Genomic DNA, 18414 nt, shown 5'->3' with positions numbered 1-18414 from the left:
ACGGCGCTCAGCGCGCAAGCGTGGTCTGAAGATAAACCTGGGTATTGCGCGGGCCGTCGACCCGCACGCTGATGCGATACACCGGCACATATTCGGCACCGGCTTTCTTGAGCCAGTTGGTGCCGCCCGAGTCGGAATAGCCCGGCACATAGACACAGCCCGATGTGCTGAACTCGCCTGTGGCGGAACACTGGCGGTCGATCACGGTGCGGATCGTCACCCCGGTGCTGCTGTCGGTGATGTCGGTGCCGGTCATGCCGGCGGCCGAGAACTTGGCGCTTCCCAGCAGGGCTTCCGGAATGCCACGGGCATTCGATGAAAGCATCGTGGCGGAGTAATTCACGCTCTTCACATCCGCTTGCCGTGCCGAGTCGGTACTCAACGCGCCGCTGTTGAAATAGGTGATCGCCTGGGCGATGCCGCGCTCGCCCTGGTTCATCAGGTCGCGCTTGAAGGCCATGCTGCCGGAGAGCAGCACCGAGGTATCGAAGGAGCGCAGCATGGCGATCGAGGAGATCAGCAGGATCACCATCGCCATCAGCGTGACCAGCATGATCACGCCGCGCTGTCGGCTGCGCGAGGCAGGCATTGTGCGTTTCATGATCACTCCAGCAGCATCGTGTTGCGCAAGGGCACGGTCAGTTCCACCGTGCGGTAGCGATAGCGGGTGTTGTCACCCGTAATGGTCGGGCTGTAGCTCAGACCCAGATCGCTGAAGAGCGTGATCGAGGCCGGGCTGACTGTCTCCTTCTCCAGCAGGTCGGTGCGCAGGATGAGGCCGATGCGGACCGCCTTGATCGTCGCCAGGGTTGCGGCCACGGTCGTGGTGCCCGCCGTGAGCGAACTGTAGGAATAGGTGCCCTCCGGCTTGACCCACTTGTCGAGCTTGCCGTCGCCATCGCTATCGAGGCCGTACAAGGCATGCATTTCGAAGATGCCCTGCGCGATTGCCTGCGCACTGCTGCCGGTGGCCTGCAGCAGGTCATAGGTGTAGAGCGTGCCGTTGTCCCCGACACCGACGAGATTGAAAGCCGGCGGATTGGCGTTGCTGACATTGCCCACGACCATGGCGACCGCGTCCTTGGTAAAGCCTGTCAGCAGGGTCGAATTGACCGATGCGGCGTAGTAGGTGCCGGCCAGTGCAACACTGGTGCTGCCTGCCTCCACGAAGCTGCTGCTGACCTGGGTCAGCATGCAGGGTGCAAGACTGCTGCTGGTGGCTTCCGGATCGGCCAGCAGCACCAGATCGTTTGCGGTGAACAGCAGGGTGTTCTTGAGCGAGAGTGAAGCGGCCGCCGGATAGGTGCTCAGATAGCCCGGTGCTTCCGCCTTGCCCGCGGCGCCGCTCATGATGACCAGCACATCCGAACCGCTGCCGCTGTTGGCCGGCGTGGTCGCGTCCTTGGCGATCAGGATCGGGGCGAGGCGAAAGCCGCTCGAGAATGCGGTATAGCTGGAGAAAGGGGCCGGAACGGTCGTCGAGTCCCCCAGCACGACGGCGGAAGACTTCGCCGCATAGAGCTTGCAGCCGAAGGAGAACTCCGCGGTCTGCGCATAACCCGAGCCGGCGCTGCGGACCAGATTATCGATGACCCAGGCGGCATAGTTGCCGGCCTGGTTGAGGTCATTGACGGAAGTCGTCGAGCGCTTTCGCCCCTCGAAGCCCGCCAGCACGGTGGACACCGCGATCGCCAGCAGGGAGGCGATCACGATCGCGACCATCAGTTCGATGAGGGTGACGCCGCGCTGGCGCATGGCATTCATGCTCATGGCATGACCACCTTGGTCACATAGGTGTTGCTCTGCTCACTGCTCTTGCGCCAGGGGGCTTTCCAGGTCACGGTGACCGTGACCACGCCACTGCTGTCGGTTGAGCAGCTCGCATTGCTGCCGGGCAGGGCGAGCTCGGTTCGGCCGCTGATCGTGGTGGAAGCGATGCTGCTGCAATCCGACGTGCTGCCGGCCTCCCACATCTGGCTGATGATTTCGTTCGCGAGCATCGCTGCGCGGGTGCGGTCTTCCGAATCCACGGAAAACTGCGAAGCCTTGGCCTGCAGCGCAACGATGCCGAGCACGCCGAATGAAAAGATGAGGATGGAGATCAGGGCTTCGAGCAAGGCCATGCCCTGCTGGCCGCGGCGGGCAGGATTCGTCTTCATGTTGCGCACCCGTCCGGATTGCTGCTGGAAAGTGTCTTGGCCGGATCGCACATGCGCACCTTGCCGCCCAGATAGACTTCAACCCGCAAGGGGCGATCCGCGCCGCTGGCCGTCAGGTTGTAGGCGGTGTAACTGGTCGGAGCCGTACAGCTGGCACCGAGCCCGGTCGAGGTGTTGCTGACCAGCCGGCCCAGCGAGTTGAAGCACAGCAAGGAAGCGCCGGTGATAGTGACCGACTGCGTCGTGGCGACCTTCTCGCCGCGCAGGAAGCTGCCCGCCGTGCCATCGTCCGAGCCGCTCAGGGGCAGGGTCTGCAGATACCAGTTACCGCCGTTCGCTGAGGGGGTCGCGCTGGCCGCAGGCGTCTGCGCAGTCAGCGCGAACACGGTCTGGCGGCTGCGCTTGACGGCCTCGCCCTGCGCCTGACGCAATGCGTTCTGCATGGCTTCCGCCACCGTGCGCACGCGATTGTTCGCCACCCAGGCCGTCATGCCGGGCATGGCCAGCAGCGCGAGGATGGTCATCACCGTGATGGTGACCATCATCTCGATGAGTGTGAATCCGCGCGCAGCGGATCGCAGGCGGCTCAGCATGTCTGCGCCTTGCGCTGGACCCAGCAACCGGTCTGCGGAGCGCTGCCCCAGCCTGAAGGCAGACCGGTGGTTTTCTGGGTGCCGTCCTGATCGATGGTGTAGACGAAGCCGCTGGTCGTCGCGCTGCCGGTTGCGGTCAGCGTGTAGCTGGTGGCCGCCACGGTGCAGGAGATCGTGAAGCTGCCGGCGGTGGTGTTCGCACTCGCCTTGCAGGGCGTGGTGTAGCTGCCCACCGTCAGGTAGGTCCGGTTGTCCTGGTAGTGCTGCTCCATCTTCGCGCGAAGCGTCGAGAGCGCATTGGTGGCATCAACGAGCCGGCTGCGGGTCACGTAATCGGAGTAAGCCGGCAAGGCAATGGAAGCCAGGATCGCGATGATCGCAACGGTGATCATCAGCTCGATCAGCGTGAAGCCTCTCTGGCTGGCGGAATGGGTTCTGCTCGGCATGGTTCTCTGTCCTGTACTGCGGCCCGACCCGGGCATTCTGGCCCAACGGAATGACTGCCCTTTACGCCCCTTGACGGAGGGTCTTCTACTGGTCGCTATTGACACATGCACCGCCGTAAAACGGCGTCAAAACCCACAAAAGCACCTTTGTTTTCATTCGTCGCCGATCGAAGGCAGCTCACTCGCTGCCGGGCCGCTCCGGTAAAGTAGCGCCTCGCTCCGGAACGCTTCGCCATGCCACACGCCCTGTCCAGCCATCCTGCAACCCGTCCGCCGACCGAGATCGGGCTCACGGTGTCGCTTGCGTCCGGCAGTACCTCGCTGCAGCTGTGTTTCCGGGCGGCGTGCGGGCCGGGTCTGTTGCGGCTGCCACCTGCGGCCGAGGCCCCGAGCTTCACTGACGGGCTCTGGCAGCACACCTGCTTCGAGTTTTTCGCGGCCGCGCCGGGCGGCACGGCCTACCGCGAATTCAACTTCGCACCCTCCGGCCACTGGGCGGCCTACGCCTTCAGCGGCTACCGCGAGCGGCTCGACTGGCAGCCCGCCAGTGCTCCGCTGATCCGCTGCATGCAAGCGGCGGATGCGCTTGAAGTACAGGTCGAGCTGCCCCGCGCGCTGCTGCCGGACAGCACCGTGCTGGCGCTGGGCCTCAGCGCGGTGCTGGAGCATGCTGACGGCACGCTCGACTACCGCGCGCTGCGCCACACTGCCGAGCGGCCGGACTTTCATCGCCGCGACGCCTTCATCCTCGAACTCGATCTGGACGCTTCCGCACCATGACCTCGCCCGTGCTCTTCGGCCTCGACCGCCTGCTCACCGAACCCGCCCTGCGCGCCCCGCTTGCCGGGCGCCGCGTGGCGCTGCTCGCCCATCCGGCCTCCGTCACCCGCACGCTGGAACACGCACTCGACGCGCTCGCCGCCTGCCCGGGCATCAATCTTTCCGCCGCCTTCGGCCCGCAGCACGGCCTGCGTGGCGACAAGCAGGACAACATGGTCGAGTCGCCGGACTACCTCGACCCGCAGCTGGGCATCCCGGTCTTCAGCCTCTACGGCGAAGTGCGCCGCCCCACCGACGCCATGATGGCGACATTCGACGTGCTGCTCGTCGACCTGCAGGATCTGGGCTGCCGCATCTACACCTTCATCACGACGCTGCGTTACGTGCTTGAAGCCGCCGCGAAGCTGGGCAAGGCGGTGTGGGTGCTGGACCGCCCCAACCCGGCCGGCCGCCCGGTGGAAGGCTTGCGCTTGCGCGAAGGCTGGGAGAGCTTCGTCGGCGCCGGCCTCATGCCGATGCGCCACGGCCTCACCATGGGCGAGCTGGGCCACTGGTTCATCGCCACGCTCGGCCTGCAGCTGGAATACAAGGTCATCACGATGCAGGGCTGGCAACCGGAAGCCGCGCCCGGCTACGGCTGGCCGGAAGAGCGCGCCTGGATCAACCCCAGCCCGAACGCCGCCAACCTCTCGATGGCGCGCGCCTATGCCGGCACCGTGATGCTGGAAGGTGCCACGCTCTCCGAAGGCCGTGGCACCACGCGCCCGCTGGAGCTTTTCGGCGCACCGGACCTCGATGCTCGCGCCGTGATCGCGAAGATGCGAGAACTCGCCCCGGCGTGGCTTGCCGGTTGCGTGCTGCGCGAGATCTGGTTCGAGCCCACCTTCCACAAGCATGTCGGCAAGCTCTGCGCCGGCGTGCAGATTCATGTCGAAACGGCGCACTACGATCACGCCGCCTTCCGCCCCTGGCGGCTGCAGGCGCTGGCTTTCAAGGCGATCCGCGCGCTCTACCCGGACTACCCGCTGTGGCGCGACTTCGCCTACGAGTACGAGCACGACCGCCTCGCCATCGACCTCATCAACGGCTCGCCGCTCTTGCGTGAGTGGGTGGACGATCCGGCCGCCACGCCGGCCGATCTGGAGGCGCTCACGCTGCCGGATGAAGCGGGCTGGCGCGCCGAGCGCGAGCCCTTCCTGCTCTATCGCTGAACCCCGACACCCTTGGATGTTCAGGATCTGTTCGTTGTCATTGATTCACCCCCTTCGACCAAGCTCAGGACAGGCTTCGACAAGCTCAGGGTGGATCGCGTGAGGCTTCAAACCCCGTTCCTGCTGAGCCTGTCGAAGCATGAACGGGCGCCCGTGCTGCATTTGACGAGATCGTAAACAAGCTTTCAGCCCACCACTCCCAGGAGAAAAAATGTCCGGACACGGATTCCATGTGCACGGCCCGCACGACCATGAAATCGAACACGCCAGCCAGCATGGCGGCAGCGACCGCTTTGCCGGCCGCATCGCCGTCACCACGGCCATTCTCGCCACGCTCGGCGCCCTGTTTGCCTATCAGGGCGGCGCCACGCAGGCTGACGCGATGCTGTTCAAGAACAACGCCGCGATCAAGAAGACCGAGGCCTCGAACCAGTGGAATTTCTACCAGGCCAAGAGCAGCAAGCAGAACCTCGCGGAGCTGGGCGCGACGCTGACCACCGACAGCAAGGCCGAGGCCTACCGCAAGGATGTGGAGCGCTACAAGACCGAAAAGGCCGAGATCCAGCAGAAAGCGGAAGCGCTCGAAGCCGAATCGCACGAGTGGGATGAGCGCTCGGAAGCGGTGATGCATGTTCACCACCGCTGGGCCCGGGCCACCACGCTGCTGCAGGTCGCCATCGCGCTGGCGGCCATTGCCCTGCTGACGCGGCGCAAATGGCTTCAGACGGGCGTCTGGCTGGTGTCTGCCGGCGGGCTCGCGCTGGGCATTGCCGCGCTGATGCACTTCTGAGCGCCTGAAGGGGTAGACTCCGCCCCCTTCCCGTTTCATCAGAAAGCCTGCCATGTCCGCCATTCCCGCCTGCCCCGTCTGCTCGATGGAAAACACCTATCCGGACGGCGAAAACTATGTCTGCGCGGATTGCGGCCATGAGTTTCCGCAAGTCGCCGCCAGCACCGAAGAAGACAGCCGCATCGTGCGCGACGCGAACGGCACCGTGCTGGCCGACGGCGACTCGGTGGTGCTGATCAAGGACCTGAAGGTGAAAGGCTCCTCGATCACGCTGAAGCAGGGCAGCAAGGTGAAAAGCATCCGCCTGGTCGGCGATGGCGATCACGAAGTGGATTGCAAGCTCGACGAAGGCAAGTTCATGCTCAAGGCCTGCTTCCTGAAAAAGGTCTGAGCGGGGCTTCAGTCCAGCTTCGGCGAGAGCAGGCGGTAGCCGGCCAGCCGGGGCGGCTGGCCGGCCGGCGCGAGGATCACGAATTCCTCGCTCGCCTGCTGCGCTTCATAGAAGGTGTTGTAGCTCAGCGTGACCCGCTCGCCTTCCACCTTCGCGCTGCTGCGCTCGGTGCCGCGGATGCTGCCCAGCGCCTTGCGCTGCGTCTGCAGGCGGGCCACGAAGGCCTCCGCCGTTTCCTGCTGCTGCAGTTCGGGCGCAGCGCGCTGATAGATCCCGGCAAAATCGCCATCGATCAGGGCCAGATGAAAGTCCGGCACCGCCCGCTCGGCCTCGTCGATGCGCCTGGCATCCTGCCCGCAGGCCGCGAGCGAGACCAGCGCCAGTGCTGCCAGAAAGCTTCTGAACATTCCTTACCCTCCCCCGCGCCGGCCACCTGATTGCAGGCCGTGTCATGACTGCGATGGTCGTCCGGCCAGCCCGGATTGTCCAGCCGTAAGCCGCCGGGCGCGCCTGCGGCAGGGCGAACAGGCTAAAATGTGCGGTTCTGAAGCCCGGCGCCCGCGACCATGGCGCCTTTTCCCGGAGAAGCGTGATGTACCAGTCCCCCCTGCTCAAGGACCTGCAAGCCCGTGGCCTGATTGCCCAGACCACCGATGCAGAAGCACTCGATGAAATGCTCATGCAGGGGCAAGTCACGCTGTATTGCGGCTTCGACCCGACGGCCGACTCGCTGCACCTGGGCCATCTGGTGCCGGTGCTGGTGCTCAAGCGCTTCCAGCAGGCCGGCCACAAGCCGATCGCACTGGTCGGCGGCGCCACCGGCATGATCGGCGACCCCTCCTTCAAGGCCACCGAGCGCAAGCTGAACACGCCCGACGTGATCGCCGGCTGGGTGGACAAGATCCGCGGTCAGGTCTCGCCCTTCCTCAGTTTCGAGGGCGAAAACGCCGCGATCATGGCCAACAACTACGACTGGTTCGGCGGCATGGGCGCGCTCGAATTCCTGCGCGACATCGGCAAGCACTTCTCGGTAAATGCCATGATCAAGAAGGAGTCGGTTCAGCAGCGCATCAACCGCGATGACCAGGGCATCTCCTACACCGAATTCTCGTACAGCCTGCTGCAGGGCTTCGACTTCGCCGAGCTCTACCGCCGCCACGGCTGCGTGATGCAGATCGGCGGCTCGGATCAATGGGGCAACATCACTGCCGGCACCGACCTCACCCGCCGCATTCACCAGAAGCAGGTGTACGGCCTGACGCTGCCGCTGGTCACGAAATCCGACGGCACCAAGTTCGGCAAGACCGAATCCGGCGCCGTGTGGCTGGACCCGAAGAAGACCTCGCCCTACGCCTTCTACCAGTTCTGGCTGAACACGGCGGACGCCGACGTGTACAAGTTCATGCGCTACTTCACCTTCCTCTCGGTGGAAGAAATCGACGCGATCGAAGCCGCCGACAAGGAGGCCTCCGGCAAGCCGCAGGGCCAGCGCATCCTGGCTGAAAACGCCACCGAACTCGTGCACGGCAAGGCCGCGCTCGAAGCCGCGCAGCGCATCAGCGCCTCACTGTTCTCGGGCGATCTGGCCTCGCTGACCGAAGCCGACCTCGAACAGCTGGCGCAGGACGGCCTGCCCGGCATCGAGCTCTCCCGCGAAGTCGGCAGCCTGATCGACGCCCTGGTCGCTTCAAACCTCGCGAAGTCCAAGACCGAAGCCCGCAGCTTCATCCAGAGCGGCTCGGTGGCCATCAACGGCAACAAGGCCGAAGCACTGGACCACGCTTTCAGTGATGCCGAACGCCTCTTCAGCCGCTTCACCCTGCTGCGCCGGGGCAAGAAGCTCTACGCGATGATCCGCTGGGCGTAAGCCCGCAGGGCCGCACACCATGACAGCGCCCGCCACACCCGTCCGGCAGCGCTTCTGGCGGGATGCAGCCCTGCCCTTCATCGAAGCCCGCGAGGTGTCGGACGGTCGCAGCGTCTGCTACGACCGCCACGCCCACGACACCTTCTCGATCGGCGCCATCACCGGTGGCTGCTGCAACTATCTGAACGGCGCGCATCGCGAACGTGCAGACACCGGCGCAGTCGTGCTGATGAACCCGGGCGAGGTACACGCCTGCAGCCCGCTCGCCGGCACCTGGTCCTACCTGATGCTATATATCGACTGCAGCTGGCTCGGCGCCCTGCAGGACGAACACGGCAGCGCTCAAGGCGGCGGCTTCCGGCCACTGGCCGAACACCTCGGCACCGATCCGCAGCACTACCAGGCGCTTCGCCAGCTGCATGCCGCGCTGATCTCGGACGATATCGCGCTGCTCGAGAAGGACGCACGCCTGCATGCGTACTTCAGCCGGCTCGTCGCGCGTGCACCGCTCGCCACTCATGACGACGGCATTCAGACGGATCCGCGCCTCGCTCGCGCCGCCGAGTTCATCCGCGCAAGCTGCCATGAGAACCTGAGGCTTGCCGTGATCTGCCGGGAGGCGGGGCTTTCGGCCTCTTACCTGATCCGCGCGTTCAAGGCCCGTTACGCAATGACGCCGCACGAATACCTCACCAACTGCCGCATCCAGCATTGCCGTGCACGCCTGCGCCGCGGCGAGCCGCTGGCCCGGGTGGCCACCGATGCCGGCTTTGCCGACCAGGCCCACTTCCAGCGCGCCTTCAAACGCCACGTCGCTGCCACGCCGGGCGAGTATTGCAGGGTTTGAAACCGGGTGCCGGGCGCCGGGCGCCGGGCGCCGGGCGCCGGGTGCGCAGGATGATCCGCCCTTGGCTTGCCGTAGGGCGCCCTGAGCGAAGCGAAGCGCGCCGTAGCTGCCCCGAGCAAAGCGAAACGCGCCAAAGAAATCCGGCACGACACGCCCGCGCTCATGCCCGAGACGGCTGCCCCGGTCGTACGGAAATTGCCACGCCGACTCACCACGTGCGGCGCGGTTCGCTTCGCTCACGGCGCCCTACGAAATTCGGGCGCAGCGTGGCAGGAAGCGCCTCTGGCCCGACAGGCAGGGCGCCCTGAGCGAAGCGAAGCGCGCCGTAGCGGCCCCGAGCGAAGCGCGCCGCAGCAGCACCGCCAGACGCGACGAAACGGCCCCAAAAAAGCCTGGCCCGCCCACCCAAGCCCCCGCCCGACATCTCCACAGCCGGCTCTGCTCACGGCGCCCTGCGGGATTGTGTCCTGCACACCGGCATCCGTTTGCAATATACCCAGCTGCTCAGGTGAGCCACATCGCGGGCGCGCATGACAAAAGCATCACGGCCAGCACGCGGTTGAGCAGGCGGACGCGCGGTGGTGCTTCCACCCAGCCGCGCAGGCGCCATCCCGCCAGCACCCAGCAGGCCAGCGACGCATAACACACGACGAAATAGATCAGCGCGAAGAGGCCGATCCGCCCGCTGCCCCCCTCGGCGGCAAAAGCCCCCATGCCGGCGGCCGAGGCGATCCAGGCCTTCGGATTGAGCCACTGCATCAGCGCGCCCTGCCAGAACAGCGAACCCTCGCCCGCCCCCGCCGCACTCAGGCGCCCGGCATCCAGCCAGAGCTTTCCCGCCATCCAGGCGAACCAGAGCGTGCCTGCCACACGGATGCCACCGAGGAGCCACGGTGCGACGGCCAGCAACTCACGCAGGCCGAAGCCGCACAGCACCAGCAGCAGCGCGAAACCACAGGTCGCGCCGGACACATGCAGCAAGCCGGCACGCAGGCCGCGTTGCGCACCGGTGCCCAGCCCGACCAGATTGACCGGACCGGGCGAAAGGGATGCGGCCAACGCGAACAGGAACATTGGAAGCAAGGACGACATGAAGCACCTCGTGGTGAATGACAGGCCACGAGCCTGAGGCTTCATGTCGGGCGGGTATTGAAGAAAATCACCCTGTGCGGCCGGCGCCGGGCCGGCAAGCGGCGATCACGCGTCAGAAGGACGGCGCGGGATTGCGGCCGCTGGCCAATTCGTAGCGGCCGTTGCGGAAACGGTAGACCACGGTTTCGCTGACCGGGCTGACGCTCACGTCCCGCATCGCGCCATCGCCCTGCGGCGCAGGTGCCGATGTCTCGGCCGGAGCCTGCGAGGCGGCGGAGGCCTGGTGCCCGCTGAAGCGGATTTCCAGCTCGCCGGGCGCGTCATCGCCGGGCCGCACCAACCACTCGCCCTTCACCGTGAAGCAGCCGTAGGCATCGGAATAGGCGTCCGCCTCGACCCGATGCGAACCGGGGCCCGCCGCCAGCAGCGCACTGCAGGCTTCGGTGGCGCCACTCACGTCAGAGACAATCTGCGGGGCGTCCTGGCCGCCCAGCAAGGGCGTGACCCGGCCGTCACCGATTTCAAAGACGCTCAGCCACTCGCCGCACTGGCCTTGCCAGCAGCTGCCATTGCTCACCGCCACGCCCTGGCGGCGGGATGAGAGCTTCACCGGATGCAACTCACCGGGTTCGCCGAAGAAACCTGTCCACACGAAACTCGCTTGCGAAGCCGCCAGACGCCAGCCGCCCGCCTCACGCCTGAACCAGTAGGCCCCCAGATTCGCCGGGCTGGCGTGGCCGGCCTGGTCGACGCCCTCATCCGTGCTCGGCCGCCCTGCCACCAGCAGCACGATGCGGTCTTCGGCCAGTGGAATGCGCAGAGCAGGCGTCACCTTCACCCAGGGCGCCGCGTCCTGCTCCTCGGCCTCCCTGCTCACCGGCTTCATCCGCACCACACTGGGCCGACTCTTCGACCAGCCGGGAAAGGCGAGCTGCATCAGCGCCTCCGCCGTGCCCTCGCCACTGGCCCGTGCCGGCGCGGGCGGCGTGCTGACGGTGGCTGCGGGCGTTGGCTCGACGGGACCGGGCGCCGTGTCAGGCCCGGCATCCGTCCTGCCACACCCGCCCATGACACCAAGCCCCGCCACCAGTACCAGCCACCTGCGCATTCCCGTCATCCCTTCGCCATGAGGCCGGCATTATGCGCCGGCGAACGCGCGCTCGCGGGTCTTGCGTTCCGAGTTCCGAGTTCTGAGTTCCGAGTGCGGAGTGCGGAAGTGCGGAGTGCGGAGTGCGGAGTGCGGAGAATGATGCACCTTGGCTGCGGAGAACCGGGGCTGCGCGATGGTGCCCCCGTCGCGCTCCGTAGGGCGCCCTGAGCGCAGCGAAGCGCGCCGTACTCTCACTTCCCAATCCAGAGCGCCCGACTTTTCTGGCGACACGACAAGACACGGCATGAGCACACCCATGCCCAAGGCCACCCATGCGGCGCGGTTCGCTTTGCTCACGGCGCCCTACGACAGGAAAGACCACCTCCGCGCGATGGCCTGCCCCTCGCCCCCAGTAGGGCGCCCTGAGCGCAGCGAAGCGCGCCGTACGCTCCCTTCAAAACCCGGACCGCCCGACTTCTCTCGCGACACGACAAGACACGGCATGAGCACACCCATGCCGCAAGGCCCCCATGCGGCGCGGTTCGCTCTGCTCACGGCGCCCTACGACACGAAAGACCACCTCCGCGCGATGGCCTGCCCCTCGCCCCCAGTAGGGCGCCCTGAGTGCAGCGAAGCGCGCCGTACTCTCACTTCCCAATCCAGAGCGCCCGACTTTTCTGGCGACACGACACGACGCGGCATGAGCACACCCATGCCCAAGGCCCCCATGCGGCGCGGTTCGCTCTGCTCACGGCACCCTGCGCTGCAATGTGTGCGAGAGGCCCCCGACAGTCGATCCACTCCGCCGCCAAGCCGCCACAACGACTCCCTACTCCCGACTCCCTACTCCCCACGCCCCCTAACGCAAAAACAGGCGATACGCCGGGTTGGCGGTTTCTTCGACGCATTCGTAGCCAACCCGGGCGAGGAAGGCTTCGAAGGCGGTGACGTCCTCCGGCGGCACCTGCATGCCGACCAGGGCGCGGCCGAAATCGGCGCCGTGATTGCGATAGTGGAAGAGGCTGATGTTCCAGTCCGAGCGCAAGTGTTCGAGAAAGCGCAGCAGCGCGTCGGGCCGCTCCGGGAAGCTGAAACGATAGACGCGCTCATTGGCCGCGTAAGGCGCCCGGCCGCCCACCATGTAGCGGGTGTGGCACTTGGCCATTTCATCGTCGCTCAGATCCAGCGCCGGCAGGCCGGCCTCGGCGAGCTGGGCGATCAGCGCCTGGGTTTCGCTGCGCTGTGAAATCGCGAGCCCGACGAAAACATGGGCGAGATTGCCTTCGTTGAGCCGGTAATTGAACTCGGTGATGGTGCGCCCGCCCAGCAGGCTGCAGAAAGCCTTGAAGCTGCCCGGCTGCTCCGGGATGGAGACGGCGAGCACGGCTTCGCGCTGCTCGCCCACCTCGGCGCGCTCGGCCACGAAGCGCAGCCGGTCGAAGTTCATGTTGGCGCCGCTGGCCACGGCGACGACACTGCGCGGCCCCTTCTGGCGCGCGAGCCAGGCTTTCGCGCCGGCCAGCGCAAGCGCACCGGCCGGTTCCAGAATCGAGCGGGTGTCTTCGAACACATCCTTGATCGCCGCGCAGATCGCATCGTTGTTGACCAGGATGATTTCATCGACATATTCGCGGCACAGCCGGAAGCACTCCTCACCCACCCGCTTGACTGCCGCACCGTCGGCAAACAGACCCACCTGCGGCAAGGCCACCCGTTCGCCACGCGCGAGCGACTGCGCCATCGCATCCGAATCGACCGCCTCCACACCGATCAGGCGCGTACCGGGCCGGATGCGCTTGATGTAGGCCGACACGCCCGCCAGCAGGCCACCGCCGCCCACGGTGCAGAACACCGCATCGAGCTGCCCGGCATGCTGGCGCAGGATCTCGACACCGATGGTGCCCTGCCCGGCTATGACATCCGGATCATCGAAGGGATGGACGAAGGTAAGCCCCTGCTGGGCTTCCAGCTCGCGGGCGCGGGCGTAGGCGTCATCGAAGCTGTCACCCGCCAGCACGACCTCGCCGCCACGCGCGCGCACCGCATCGACCTTGATCGATGGCGTGGCGAGCGGCATCACGACCACGGCGCGGCAGCCCAGTTTCTGGGCCGACATCGCCACGCCCTGGGCGTGGTTGCCGGCCGAAGCGCAGATCACGCCGCGGGCGCGCTGCCCGGGCGTGAGCCGCGCCATCTTGTTGTAGGCCCCGCGCAGCTTGAAGGAGAACACCGGCTGCATGTCTTCGCGCTTGAGCCAGACCTGATGACCGATGCGGCGCGACAGCGCGGGCATGGCGTCCAGCGGCGTCTCGATGGCCGCTTCATAGACACGCGCATCGAGAATGCGCACAAGGTAGTCGGTGGCACTGCTTTCCTGACTCATCAGACGGTCCTGCAGGGGTTCGGACGCTCATTATCGCCGCACAGTCCGCCAGACCGCGCACGGCGACTCAACAGTTCCGGCGCAAGCTGCCGTAATCTGCTGGATTCGATGCGAACAACCCGCATCAAGCGGGGCCCCGGCCCCGGAACCGAACCGGATTCTTGCAGGAGTCACCATGCCTCGTTCCGACCTGCTGGCCCTGTGCCTCGGCCTGGCCAGCCTCTTTCCCCTCGCGGCGCACGCCCAGACCCCGTCTGCGGCCAGCGCCTGCAACGCCGTGGCGGCCGAGCCGGCCGGACGCGTACAGATCACGACAGTGGCCAGCGGACTGGCCAATCCCTGGGGGCTGGCCTTCCTGCCTGACGGCCGCATGCTGGTGACCGAGCGCGAGGGCCGCCTGCGCATCGTGAGCCCGGACGGCAAACTCTCCGAGCCCGTCGAGGGCTTGCCGGAGGTCTCGGCGCGTGGCCAGGGCGGCCTGCTCGACGTGCTGCTCGACCCGGCTTTCGCCAGCAACCGGACAATCTACCTGAGCTACGCCGAATCCGGCAGCGGTGGCAGCGGCACCGCCGTGGCCCGCGCCAGACTCGACACGGGCCGGCTCGCGCTGAGCGAGCTTCGCGTGATCTACCGCCAGACGCCCAAGGTCGGCGGCAATGGCCACTTCGGCAGCCGGCTGGTATTCGGCGCCGACGGCATGCTCTACATCTCGCTCGGCGAGCGGCAGAAATTCGACCCGGCGCAGGATCCGCAGCAGTCGCTCGGCAAGGTCGTGCGCATCCAGCCCGACGGCAGCATTCCGGCCGACAACCCCTTCGCCGGCCGCAAGGGCTGGCTGCCGGAAATCTGGACGCTGGGCCACCGCAATCCGCAGGGCATGACGCTCGAGCCCGGCAGCAAGCGCATCTGGCTCGCCGAGCATGGTGCCATGGGCGGCGACGAGATCAACCTGCTGGTCGCAGGCAGCAACTATGGCTGGCCAGTCATCAGCTATGGCCGCCACTACACCGGGCTCAAGATCGGCGAAGGCAGCGAGAAGCCCGGCATGGCCCAGCCGGTATGCTACTGGGATCCCTCGATCGCCCCGGGCAACCTCGCCTTCTACGACAGCGACAAGGCGCCGGCCTGGCGTGGCAACCTCTTCGTGACAGCGCTCAAGGACGAAGCCGTGCATCGCCTCGTGCTGCGCGAAGGCCGGGTGAGCGGCAGCGAACGCATCCCGGTGGGCGACCGTGTGCGCGACATCCGCGTGGGCCCGGACGGCTGGCTCTACCTGCTCACCGACGAATCCGAAGGCCGCATCCTGCGCATGACAATGCGCTAAATTTTAAGTGCTGGGTGCTGGGTGCTGGGTGCTGGGTGCTGGGTGCTGGGTGCTGGGTGCACAGGATGATCCACCCTTCGCGTGCTGCAGGGCGCCCTGAGCGAAGCGAAGCGCGCCGTAGCACCCCATGCATCGCAAGCCAGCCTGCAATCCCTGCCAAAAAGCTCCGCAGAGAAACACCCTGCTGCATGCTTTCACGCATGCGGCGCAGTTCGCTGCGCTCAATGCGCCCTACGTGCTGGGTGCGCAGGATGATCCACCCTTCGCGTGCCGTAGAAAATGCGCTGAACCCTTGGCAGGACACAAGCTGCAACCACTTGATGTTTGCATCAGACGGAAAATATCGTTTTCACTCGCGTCTGCACGAACATGAAATCCGTTTTCCTGATGTTCATTCTGGCCGGCTTATCGGCCTGCGCAACAACACCCGAAACGATTACCACTGCTCCAGGCTGGCGACCTATTGCTTCCACAGAGATCTACAGCGTGGACATCAAGAACAGCGGGATTGAGATTGGCCGCAAAAGCATTGAAGCCATTACCCGCTGGAATTTCGTTGCTCAGTCGGACCTGACCATTACCAATACAACCGGACACTCGAAAGGAAGCGCCTTCGCCGGTGGTGCCTATGGAATTGCAGCCATTTCTGGTGACACTGATTCTGCAGGGAGAAGCGTCACCTCGGTAGAGAAGCGTCCAGCCCACGCTGAGCTTTACAAAGTCGAGCTCGAAAAAGACGACTGCCTCCAGGGATACGGCAGCATCGAGTTGGAACGTCTCGCTGGCGACGACGATGATCGAGACGAAGAGTGGGCAGAAGATACCAATAGCGCTCCGTCACGAATCGCCGACTACCTCTGCTCAATGGCAGGCTGGAAGCGCCGCCCTTAAGCACTGCGTGAGCAGGATCAGACCCGCTTCATCGGGCGGGACGCGCAGTGTCCCCTCTGCGTGCTCTTACGCATGCGGCGCGCTTCGCGCTGCTCACGGCGCCCAACGAGCCTCGGGCGCGGAAAAAGTGCCGAGCGAAGCGCCGCGACTTCGCTCAGCCCTCATTCCCGACACCTGATGTCGCGATCAGACTGCCGCCAGTGCCTGCTCCAGGTCCGCGATGATGTCATCGACATGTTCGATGCCGATGGAGAGGCGGACCATGTCATCCGATACACCGGCCTTCTTCAGCTCCTCGTCGGAGAGCTGGCGGTGGGTGGTGGAGGCCGGGTGGCAGGCCAACGACTTGGCGTCGCCAATATTCACCAGTCGGGTCACGAGCTTCAGCGCGTCCTGGAAGCGTGCGCCGGCTTCCCGCCCGCCCTTCACGCCAAAGGTGAGCAGGCCGGAGGCCTTGCCACCGAAGTACTTGTCGACCAGCGGCTTCGAGGGGTGGTCGGCGAGGCCGGCGTAATTCACCCAGGCAGCCTTCGGATGCGTGCGCAGGAATTCGGCCACCTTGGTGGCGTTTTCCACATGGCGGTCCATGCGCAGGGCGAGCGTTTCGAGCCCCTGCAGGATCAGGAAGCTGTTGAAGGGCGAGATCGCGGCGCCCATGTTGCGCAGGGGCACGGTGCGCGCGCGGCCGATGAAGGCGGCCGGCCCGAGCGCTTCGGTATACACCACGCCGTGATAGCTCACTTCGGGCTCGTTGAGCCGACGGAAACGGGCCTTGTGTTCGGCCCAGGGGAACTTGCCTGAATCGACGATGATGCCGCCGATGCTGGTGCCATGGCCGCCCATGTATTTGGTGAGCGAATGCACGACGATGTCGGCACCGTGCTCGATCGGCCGGGTGAGATAGGGCGAGGGTACGGTGTTGTCCACGATCAGCGGAATGCCGCCGGCATGCGCTACCTGTGCGAAGGCGGCGAAGTCGACAACATTGCCCAGCGGGTTGCCGATGGATTCGCAATAGATCGCCTTGGTACGTTCATCGATCAGCGCAGCGGCCGATGCGGGGTCGTTCGCGTCGACGAATTTCACCTGGATGCCATATTGCGGCAGGGTGTGGGCGAAGAGGTTGTAGGTGCCGCCATAGAGGGTGCCGGTGGCGATGATGTTGTCACCCGCTTCGGCGATGGTGAGGATCGCGTAGGTGATCGCGGCTTGACCGGACGCCAGTGCCAGCGCGCCGATGCCGCCTTCGAGTGCCGCCACGCGCTGCTCCAGCACATCGGTGGTCGGATTCATGATGCGGGTGTAGATGTTGCCCTTCACCTTCAGGTCGAAGAGATCGGCTCCGTGCTGGGTATCGTCAAACGCGTAGCTGGTGGTCTGGTAGATCGGCACCGCCACCGCCTTGGTGGTGGGGTCGGGGCTGTAACCGGCGTGGATGGCCAGGGTGTCGAAACGCATCGAATAATCCTCCTCAGGCTGGAAAACCGTTCATTCTGACGCCGCTGCGCGACGCGGCAAAAGACGGAAATCCGATTAGTTAATACAGCACGGAATACAACATGAACAAGCCGCCGGCTCAGGCCGGCTGCGCAAGTTTATGCAAAAGGAATTCGCGCAGCAGCTTCACCGCCGGGGTGAGCTGGCGACGATCCGCGCAGGTGAGGTAGAGCGGCGTGGCTTCGCCCTCCCAGTCCTCACACAGCGCAACAAGCCGGCCCGCCGCCAGATCGGGCAGCACATCCAGCCGTGACTTGTAGGCGATGCCCAGCCCGGCGAGCGCCCAGCGCCGCACCACGTCGCCGTCATTGGCGACCAGTGCCGCGCGCACCCGCACGGTCAGGCGCTCGGCCGCCTGACGGAACTTCCAGCGGTCATGCACGTCTTCGCCGGTCATGAAGCACAGGCAGTCATGCCCTGCCAGTTCCCGCGGCGATGCGGGCGCGGAATGCGCCGCCAGCCAGGCGGGCGAAGCCACCAGCACGCGGCGGTTCTCCGGGGCCAGCGGCAGTGCGATCAGGGCGGAATCCTGCGGCTCGCCATAACGGATCGCGATGTCCACCGGCTGGCGGTAGAAGTCTGCCATGCGGTCACCGAGATGCAGGCGGTAGCGGATCGCCGGATGCCGCGCCGCAAATTCCGCCAGCCATTCGAGCAGCACATTGCGGCCCAGATCCGAGGGCGCGGTGATCTGCAGGGTGCCGGCAATCTCGCTGCGCCCCGAGAGCGCGGCCTGCCCTTCGCGCAGCGCATCCAGCGCAATGCGGCAATGGGCGAGAAAGGTCTCGCCTTCACCGGTGAGCCGCATGCTGCGCGTGGAGCGCACGAAGAGCGGCGCAGCCAGCTCGGCTTCCAGGCGCTTGAGCGCCGCGCTGGCGGCCGCGGGCGTGATGTCCAGCGCGCGGGCGGCGGCAGACAGGCTGCCGGACTCGACCGTGCGCAGGAAGATGTCCAGGTCTTGCAGGGCTTTCATTTTTCGGGAGTCGGGAGTCGGGAGTCGGGAGTCGGGAGTCGGGAGTCGGGAGTCGGGAGTCGGGAGTCGGGAGTCGGGAG

General features: G+C 65.9%; 19 protein-coding genes. 8 read left to right on the top strand and 11 right to left on the bottom strand.

Going from position 1 to position 18414, the window contains the following annotated elements:
- Positions 1 to 7: 7 nt before the first annotated feature.
- The 5 genes from ABDB87_RS17995 to ABDB87_RS17975 are packed head-to-tail and all read right to left on the bottom strand — an operon-like array spanning position 8 to position 3198.
- Positions 8 to 601 (bottom strand): pilus assembly PilX family protein, encoded by a 594-nt coding sequence (locus ABDB87_RS17995; RefSeq protein ID WP_345929647.1) that lies wholly within the window; start codon positions 599 to 601, stop codon positions 8 to 10.
- A 2-nt stretch (positions 602 to 603) separates the two neighbouring features.
- Positions 604 to 1770: a PilW family protein gene (locus ABDB87_RS17990; RefSeq protein ID WP_345929645.1), complete on the bottom strand. Its 1167-nt coding sequence runs from the start codon at positions 1768 to 1770 to the stop codon at positions 604 to 606.
- Positions 1767 to 2159 (bottom strand): type IV pilus modification protein PilV, encoded by a 393-nt coding sequence (gene pilV / locus ABDB87_RS17985; protein WP_345929643.1) that lies wholly within the window; start codon positions 2157 to 2159, stop codon positions 1767 to 1769. The genes ABDB87_RS17990 and pilV overlap by 4 nt, the downstream gene beginning before the upstream one ends.
- Positions 2156 to 2752: a GspH/FimT family pseudopilin gene (locus tag ABDB87_RS17980; protein ID WP_345929641.1), complete on the bottom strand. Its 597-nt coding sequence runs from the start codon at positions 2750 to 2752 to the stop codon at positions 2156 to 2158. Before ABDB87_RS17980 ends, pilV begins: the two co-directional genes overlap by 4 nt.
- Positions 2746 to 3198 carry a type IV pilin protein gene (locus ABDB87_RS17975; RefSeq protein WP_345929639.1) on the bottom strand — a complete coding sequence of 151 codons (453 nt, stop codon included), beginning with the start codon at positions 3196 to 3198 and terminating at the stop codon, positions 2746 to 2748. The genes ABDB87_RS17980 and ABDB87_RS17975 overlap by 7 nt, the downstream gene beginning before the upstream one ends.
- 234 nt (positions 3199 to 3432) lie before the next feature.
- Here ABDB87_RS17975 and ABDB87_RS17970 point away from each other — a divergent pair, with 234 nt between their 5' ends.
- The 4 genes from ABDB87_RS17970 to ABDB87_RS17955 all read left to right on the top strand — a co-directional run bounded on the left by ABDB87_RS17970 (position 3433) and on the right by ABDB87_RS17955 (position 6370).
- Positions 3433 to 3978 (top strand): DOMON-like domain-containing protein, encoded by a 546-nt coding sequence (locus ABDB87_RS17970; RefSeq protein WP_345929637.1) that lies wholly within the window; start codon positions 3433 to 3435, stop codon positions 3976 to 3978.
- Positions 3975 to 5189, top strand: a complete 1215-nt coding sequence (locus ABDB87_RS17965) for an exo-beta-N-acetylmuramidase NamZ family protein (RefSeq protein ID WP_345929635.1) — start codon at positions 3975 to 3977, stop codon at positions 5187 to 5189. Before ABDB87_RS17970 ends, ABDB87_RS17965 begins: the two co-directional genes overlap by 4 nt.
- A 211-nt stretch (positions 5190 to 5400) precedes the next feature.
- Positions 5401 to 5979 (top strand): DUF4337 domain-containing protein, encoded by a 579-nt coding sequence (locus ABDB87_RS17960; RefSeq protein ID WP_345929633.1) that lies wholly within the window; start codon positions 5401 to 5403, stop codon positions 5977 to 5979.
- A gap of 52 nt (positions 5980 to 6031) precedes the next feature.
- A complete protein-coding gene (locus ABDB87_RS17955) occupies positions 6032 to 6370 on the top strand; it encodes a zinc ribbon domain-containing protein YjdM (protein ID WP_345929631.1) in 339 nt (112 codons plus the stop codon).
- Between the two features lie 8 nt (positions 6371 to 6378).
- Here ABDB87_RS17955 and ABDB87_RS17950 read toward each other — a convergent pair whose 3' ends face one another.
- The gene (locus ABDB87_RS17950) at positions 6379 to 6777 is read right to left on the bottom strand and encodes a hypothetical protein (RefSeq protein ID WP_345929629.1); all 399 of its coding nucleotides are present in this window, start codon (positions 6775 to 6777) and stop codon (positions 6379 to 6381) included.
- Between the two features lie 185 nt (positions 6778 to 6962).
- Here ABDB87_RS17950 and tyrS point away from each other — a divergent pair, with 185 nt between their 5' ends.
- Complete coding sequence (tyrS, locus tag ABDB87_RS17945) at positions 6963 to 8237, top strand: tyrosine--tRNA ligase (protein ID WP_345929627.1); 1275 nt, start codon at positions 6963 to 6965, stop codon at positions 8235 to 8237.
- 19 nt (positions 8238 to 8256) lie between these two features.
- A complete protein-coding gene (locus ABDB87_RS17940; protein WP_345929625.1) occupies positions 8257 to 9084 on the top strand; it encodes an AraC family transcriptional regulator in 828 nt (275 codons plus the stop codon).
- 504 nt (positions 9085 to 9588) lie between these two features.
- Here the strand turns inward: ABDB87_RS17940 and ABDB87_RS17935 are convergent.
- The 3 genes from ABDB87_RS17935 to ilvA all read right to left on the bottom strand — a co-directional run bounded on the left by ABDB87_RS17935 (position 9589) and on the right by ilvA (position 13649).
- Positions 9589 to 10176 carry a LysE family translocator gene (locus ABDB87_RS17935; protein WP_345929623.1) on the bottom strand — a complete coding sequence of 196 codons (588 nt, stop codon included), beginning with the start codon at positions 10174 to 10176 and terminating at the stop codon, positions 9589 to 9591.
- Positions 10177 to 10288: 112 nt separating this feature from the next.
- Entirely contained in the window at positions 10289 to 11284 is a 996-nt protein-coding gene (locus ABDB87_RS17930; RefSeq protein WP_345929621.1) for a hypothetical protein, read from the bottom strand.
- Between the two features lie 841 nt (positions 11285 to 12125).
- On the bottom strand, positions 12126 to 13649 hold the full coding sequence (gene ilvA / locus ABDB87_RS17925; RefSeq protein WP_345929619.1) for a threonine ammonia-lyase, biosynthetic: 1524 nt from the start codon (positions 13647 to 13649) through the stop codon (positions 12126 to 12128).
- Positions 13650 to 13824: 175 nt separating this feature from the next.
- Here ilvA and ABDB87_RS17920 point away from each other — a divergent pair, with 175 nt between their 5' ends.
- Together ABDB87_RS17920 and ABDB87_RS17915 are read left to right on the top strand one after the other, a co-directional pair.
- On the top strand, positions 13825 to 14973 hold the full coding sequence (locus ABDB87_RS17920) for a PQQ-dependent sugar dehydrogenase (RefSeq protein WP_345929617.1): 1149 nt from the start codon (positions 13825 to 13827) through the stop codon (positions 14971 to 14973).
- 369 nt (positions 14974 to 15342) lie between these two features.
- Positions 15343 to 15864, top strand: coding sequence for a hypothetical protein (locus ABDB87_RS17915; protein ID WP_345929615.1), 522 nt, complete (start codon positions 15343 to 15345; stop codon positions 15862 to 15864).
- Positions 15865 to 16050: 186 nt separating this feature from the next.
- Here the strand turns inward: ABDB87_RS17915 and ABDB87_RS17910 are convergent, their stop codons facing one another.
- The gene (locus ABDB87_RS17910; RefSeq protein WP_345929613.1) at positions 16051 to 17322 is read right to left on the bottom strand and encodes an O-acetylhomoserine aminocarboxypropyltransferase/cysteine synthase family protein; all 1272 of its coding nucleotides are present in this window, start codon (positions 17320 to 17322) and stop codon (positions 16051 to 16053) included.
- A gap of 118 nt (positions 17323 to 17440) precedes the next feature.
- The gene (locus tag ABDB87_RS17905; RefSeq protein WP_345929611.1) at positions 17441 to 18334 is read right to left on the bottom strand and encodes a LysR family transcriptional regulator; all 894 of its coding nucleotides are present in this window, start codon (positions 18332 to 18334) and stop codon (positions 17441 to 17443) included.
- Between the last annotated feature and the right edge of the window lie 80 nt (positions 18335 to 18414).

It is taken from the genome of Uliginosibacterium paludis (assembly GCF_039631355.1).
Lineage (GTDB): Bacteria > Pseudomonadota > Gammaproteobacteria > Burkholderiales > Rhodocyclaceae > Uliginosibacterium > Uliginosibacterium paludis.
Note: the sequence above shows the minus strand (reverse complement) of the source record. Positions and strands in the feature narration are given on the sequence as shown.

What these genes read in the sequence shown, in the direction of transcription:
- ABDB87_RS17995 (WP_345929647.1), bottom strand. Translation starts at nt 601, where the DNA reads ATGAAACGCACAATGCCTGCCTCGCGCAGCCGACAGCGCGGCGTGATC.
- ABDB87_RS17990 (WP_345929645.1), bottom strand. Translation starts at nt 1,770, where the DNA reads ATGAGCATGAATGCCATGCGCCAGCGCGGCGTCACCCTCATCGAACTG.
- pilV (WP_345929643.1), bottom strand. Translation starts at nt 2,159, where the DNA reads ATGAAGACGAATCCTGCCCGCCGCGGCCAGCAGGGCATGGCCTTGCTC.
- ABDB87_RS17980 (WP_345929641.1), bottom strand. Translation starts at nt 2,752, where the DNA reads ATGCTGAGCCGCCTGCGATCCGCTGCGCGCGGATTCACACTCATCGAG.
- ABDB87_RS17975 (WP_345929639.1), bottom strand. Translation starts at nt 3,198, where the DNA reads ATGCCGAGCAGAACCCATTCCGCCAGCCAGAGAGGCTTCACGCTGATC.
- ABDB87_RS17970 (WP_345929637.1), top strand. Translation starts at nt 3,433, where the DNA reads ATGCCACACGCCCTGTCCAGCCATCCTGCAACCCGTCCGCCGACCGAG.
- ABDB87_RS17965 (WP_345929635.1), top strand. Translation starts at nt 3,975, where the DNA reads ATGACCTCGCCCGTGCTCTTCGGCCTCGACCGCCTGCTCACCGAACCC.
- ABDB87_RS17960 (WP_345929633.1), top strand. Translation starts at nt 5,401, where the DNA reads ATGTCCGGACACGGATTCCATGTGCACGGCCCGCACGACCATGAAATC.
- ABDB87_RS17955 (WP_345929631.1), top strand. Translation starts at nt 6,032, where the DNA reads ATGTCCGCCATTCCCGCCTGCCCCGTCTGCTCGATGGAAAACACCTAT.
- ABDB87_RS17950 (WP_345929629.1), bottom strand. Translation starts at nt 6,777, where the DNA reads ATGTTCAGAAGCTTTCTGGCAGCACTGGCGCTGGTCTCGCTCGCGGCC.
- tyrS (WP_345929627.1), top strand. Translation starts at nt 6,963, where the DNA reads ATGTACCAGTCCCCCCTGCTCAAGGACCTGCAAGCCCGTGGCCTGATT.
- ABDB87_RS17940 (WP_345929625.1), top strand. Translation starts at nt 8,257, where the DNA reads ATGACAGCGCCCGCCACACCCGTCCGGCAGCGCTTCTGGCGGGATGCA.
- ABDB87_RS17935 (WP_345929623.1), bottom strand. Translation starts at nt 10,176, where the DNA reads ATGTCGTCCTTGCTTCCAATGTTCCTGTTCGCGTTGGCCGCATCCCTT.
- ABDB87_RS17930 (WP_345929621.1), bottom strand. Translation starts at nt 11,284, where the DNA reads ATGCGCAGGTGGCTGGTACTGGTGGCGGGGCTTGGTGTCATGGGCGGG.
- ilvA (WP_345929619.1), bottom strand. Translation starts at nt 13,649, where the DNA reads ATGAGTCAGGAAAGCAGTGCCACCGACTACCTTGTGCGCATTCTCGAT.
- ABDB87_RS17920 (WP_345929617.1), top strand. Translation starts at nt 13,825, where the DNA reads ATGCCTCGTTCCGACCTGCTGGCCCTGTGCCTCGGCCTGGCCAGCCTC.
- ABDB87_RS17915 (WP_345929615.1), top strand. Translation starts at nt 15,343, where the DNA reads ATGAAATCCGTTTTCCTGATGTTCATTCTGGCCGGCTTATCGGCCTGC.
- ABDB87_RS17910 (WP_345929613.1), bottom strand. Translation starts at nt 17,322, where the DNA reads ATGCGTTTCGACACCCTGGCCATCCACGCCGGTTACAGCCCCGACCCC.
- ABDB87_RS17905 (WP_345929611.1), bottom strand. Translation starts at nt 18,334, where the DNA reads ATGAAAGCCCTGCAAGACCTGGACATCTTCCTGCGCACGGTCGAGTCC.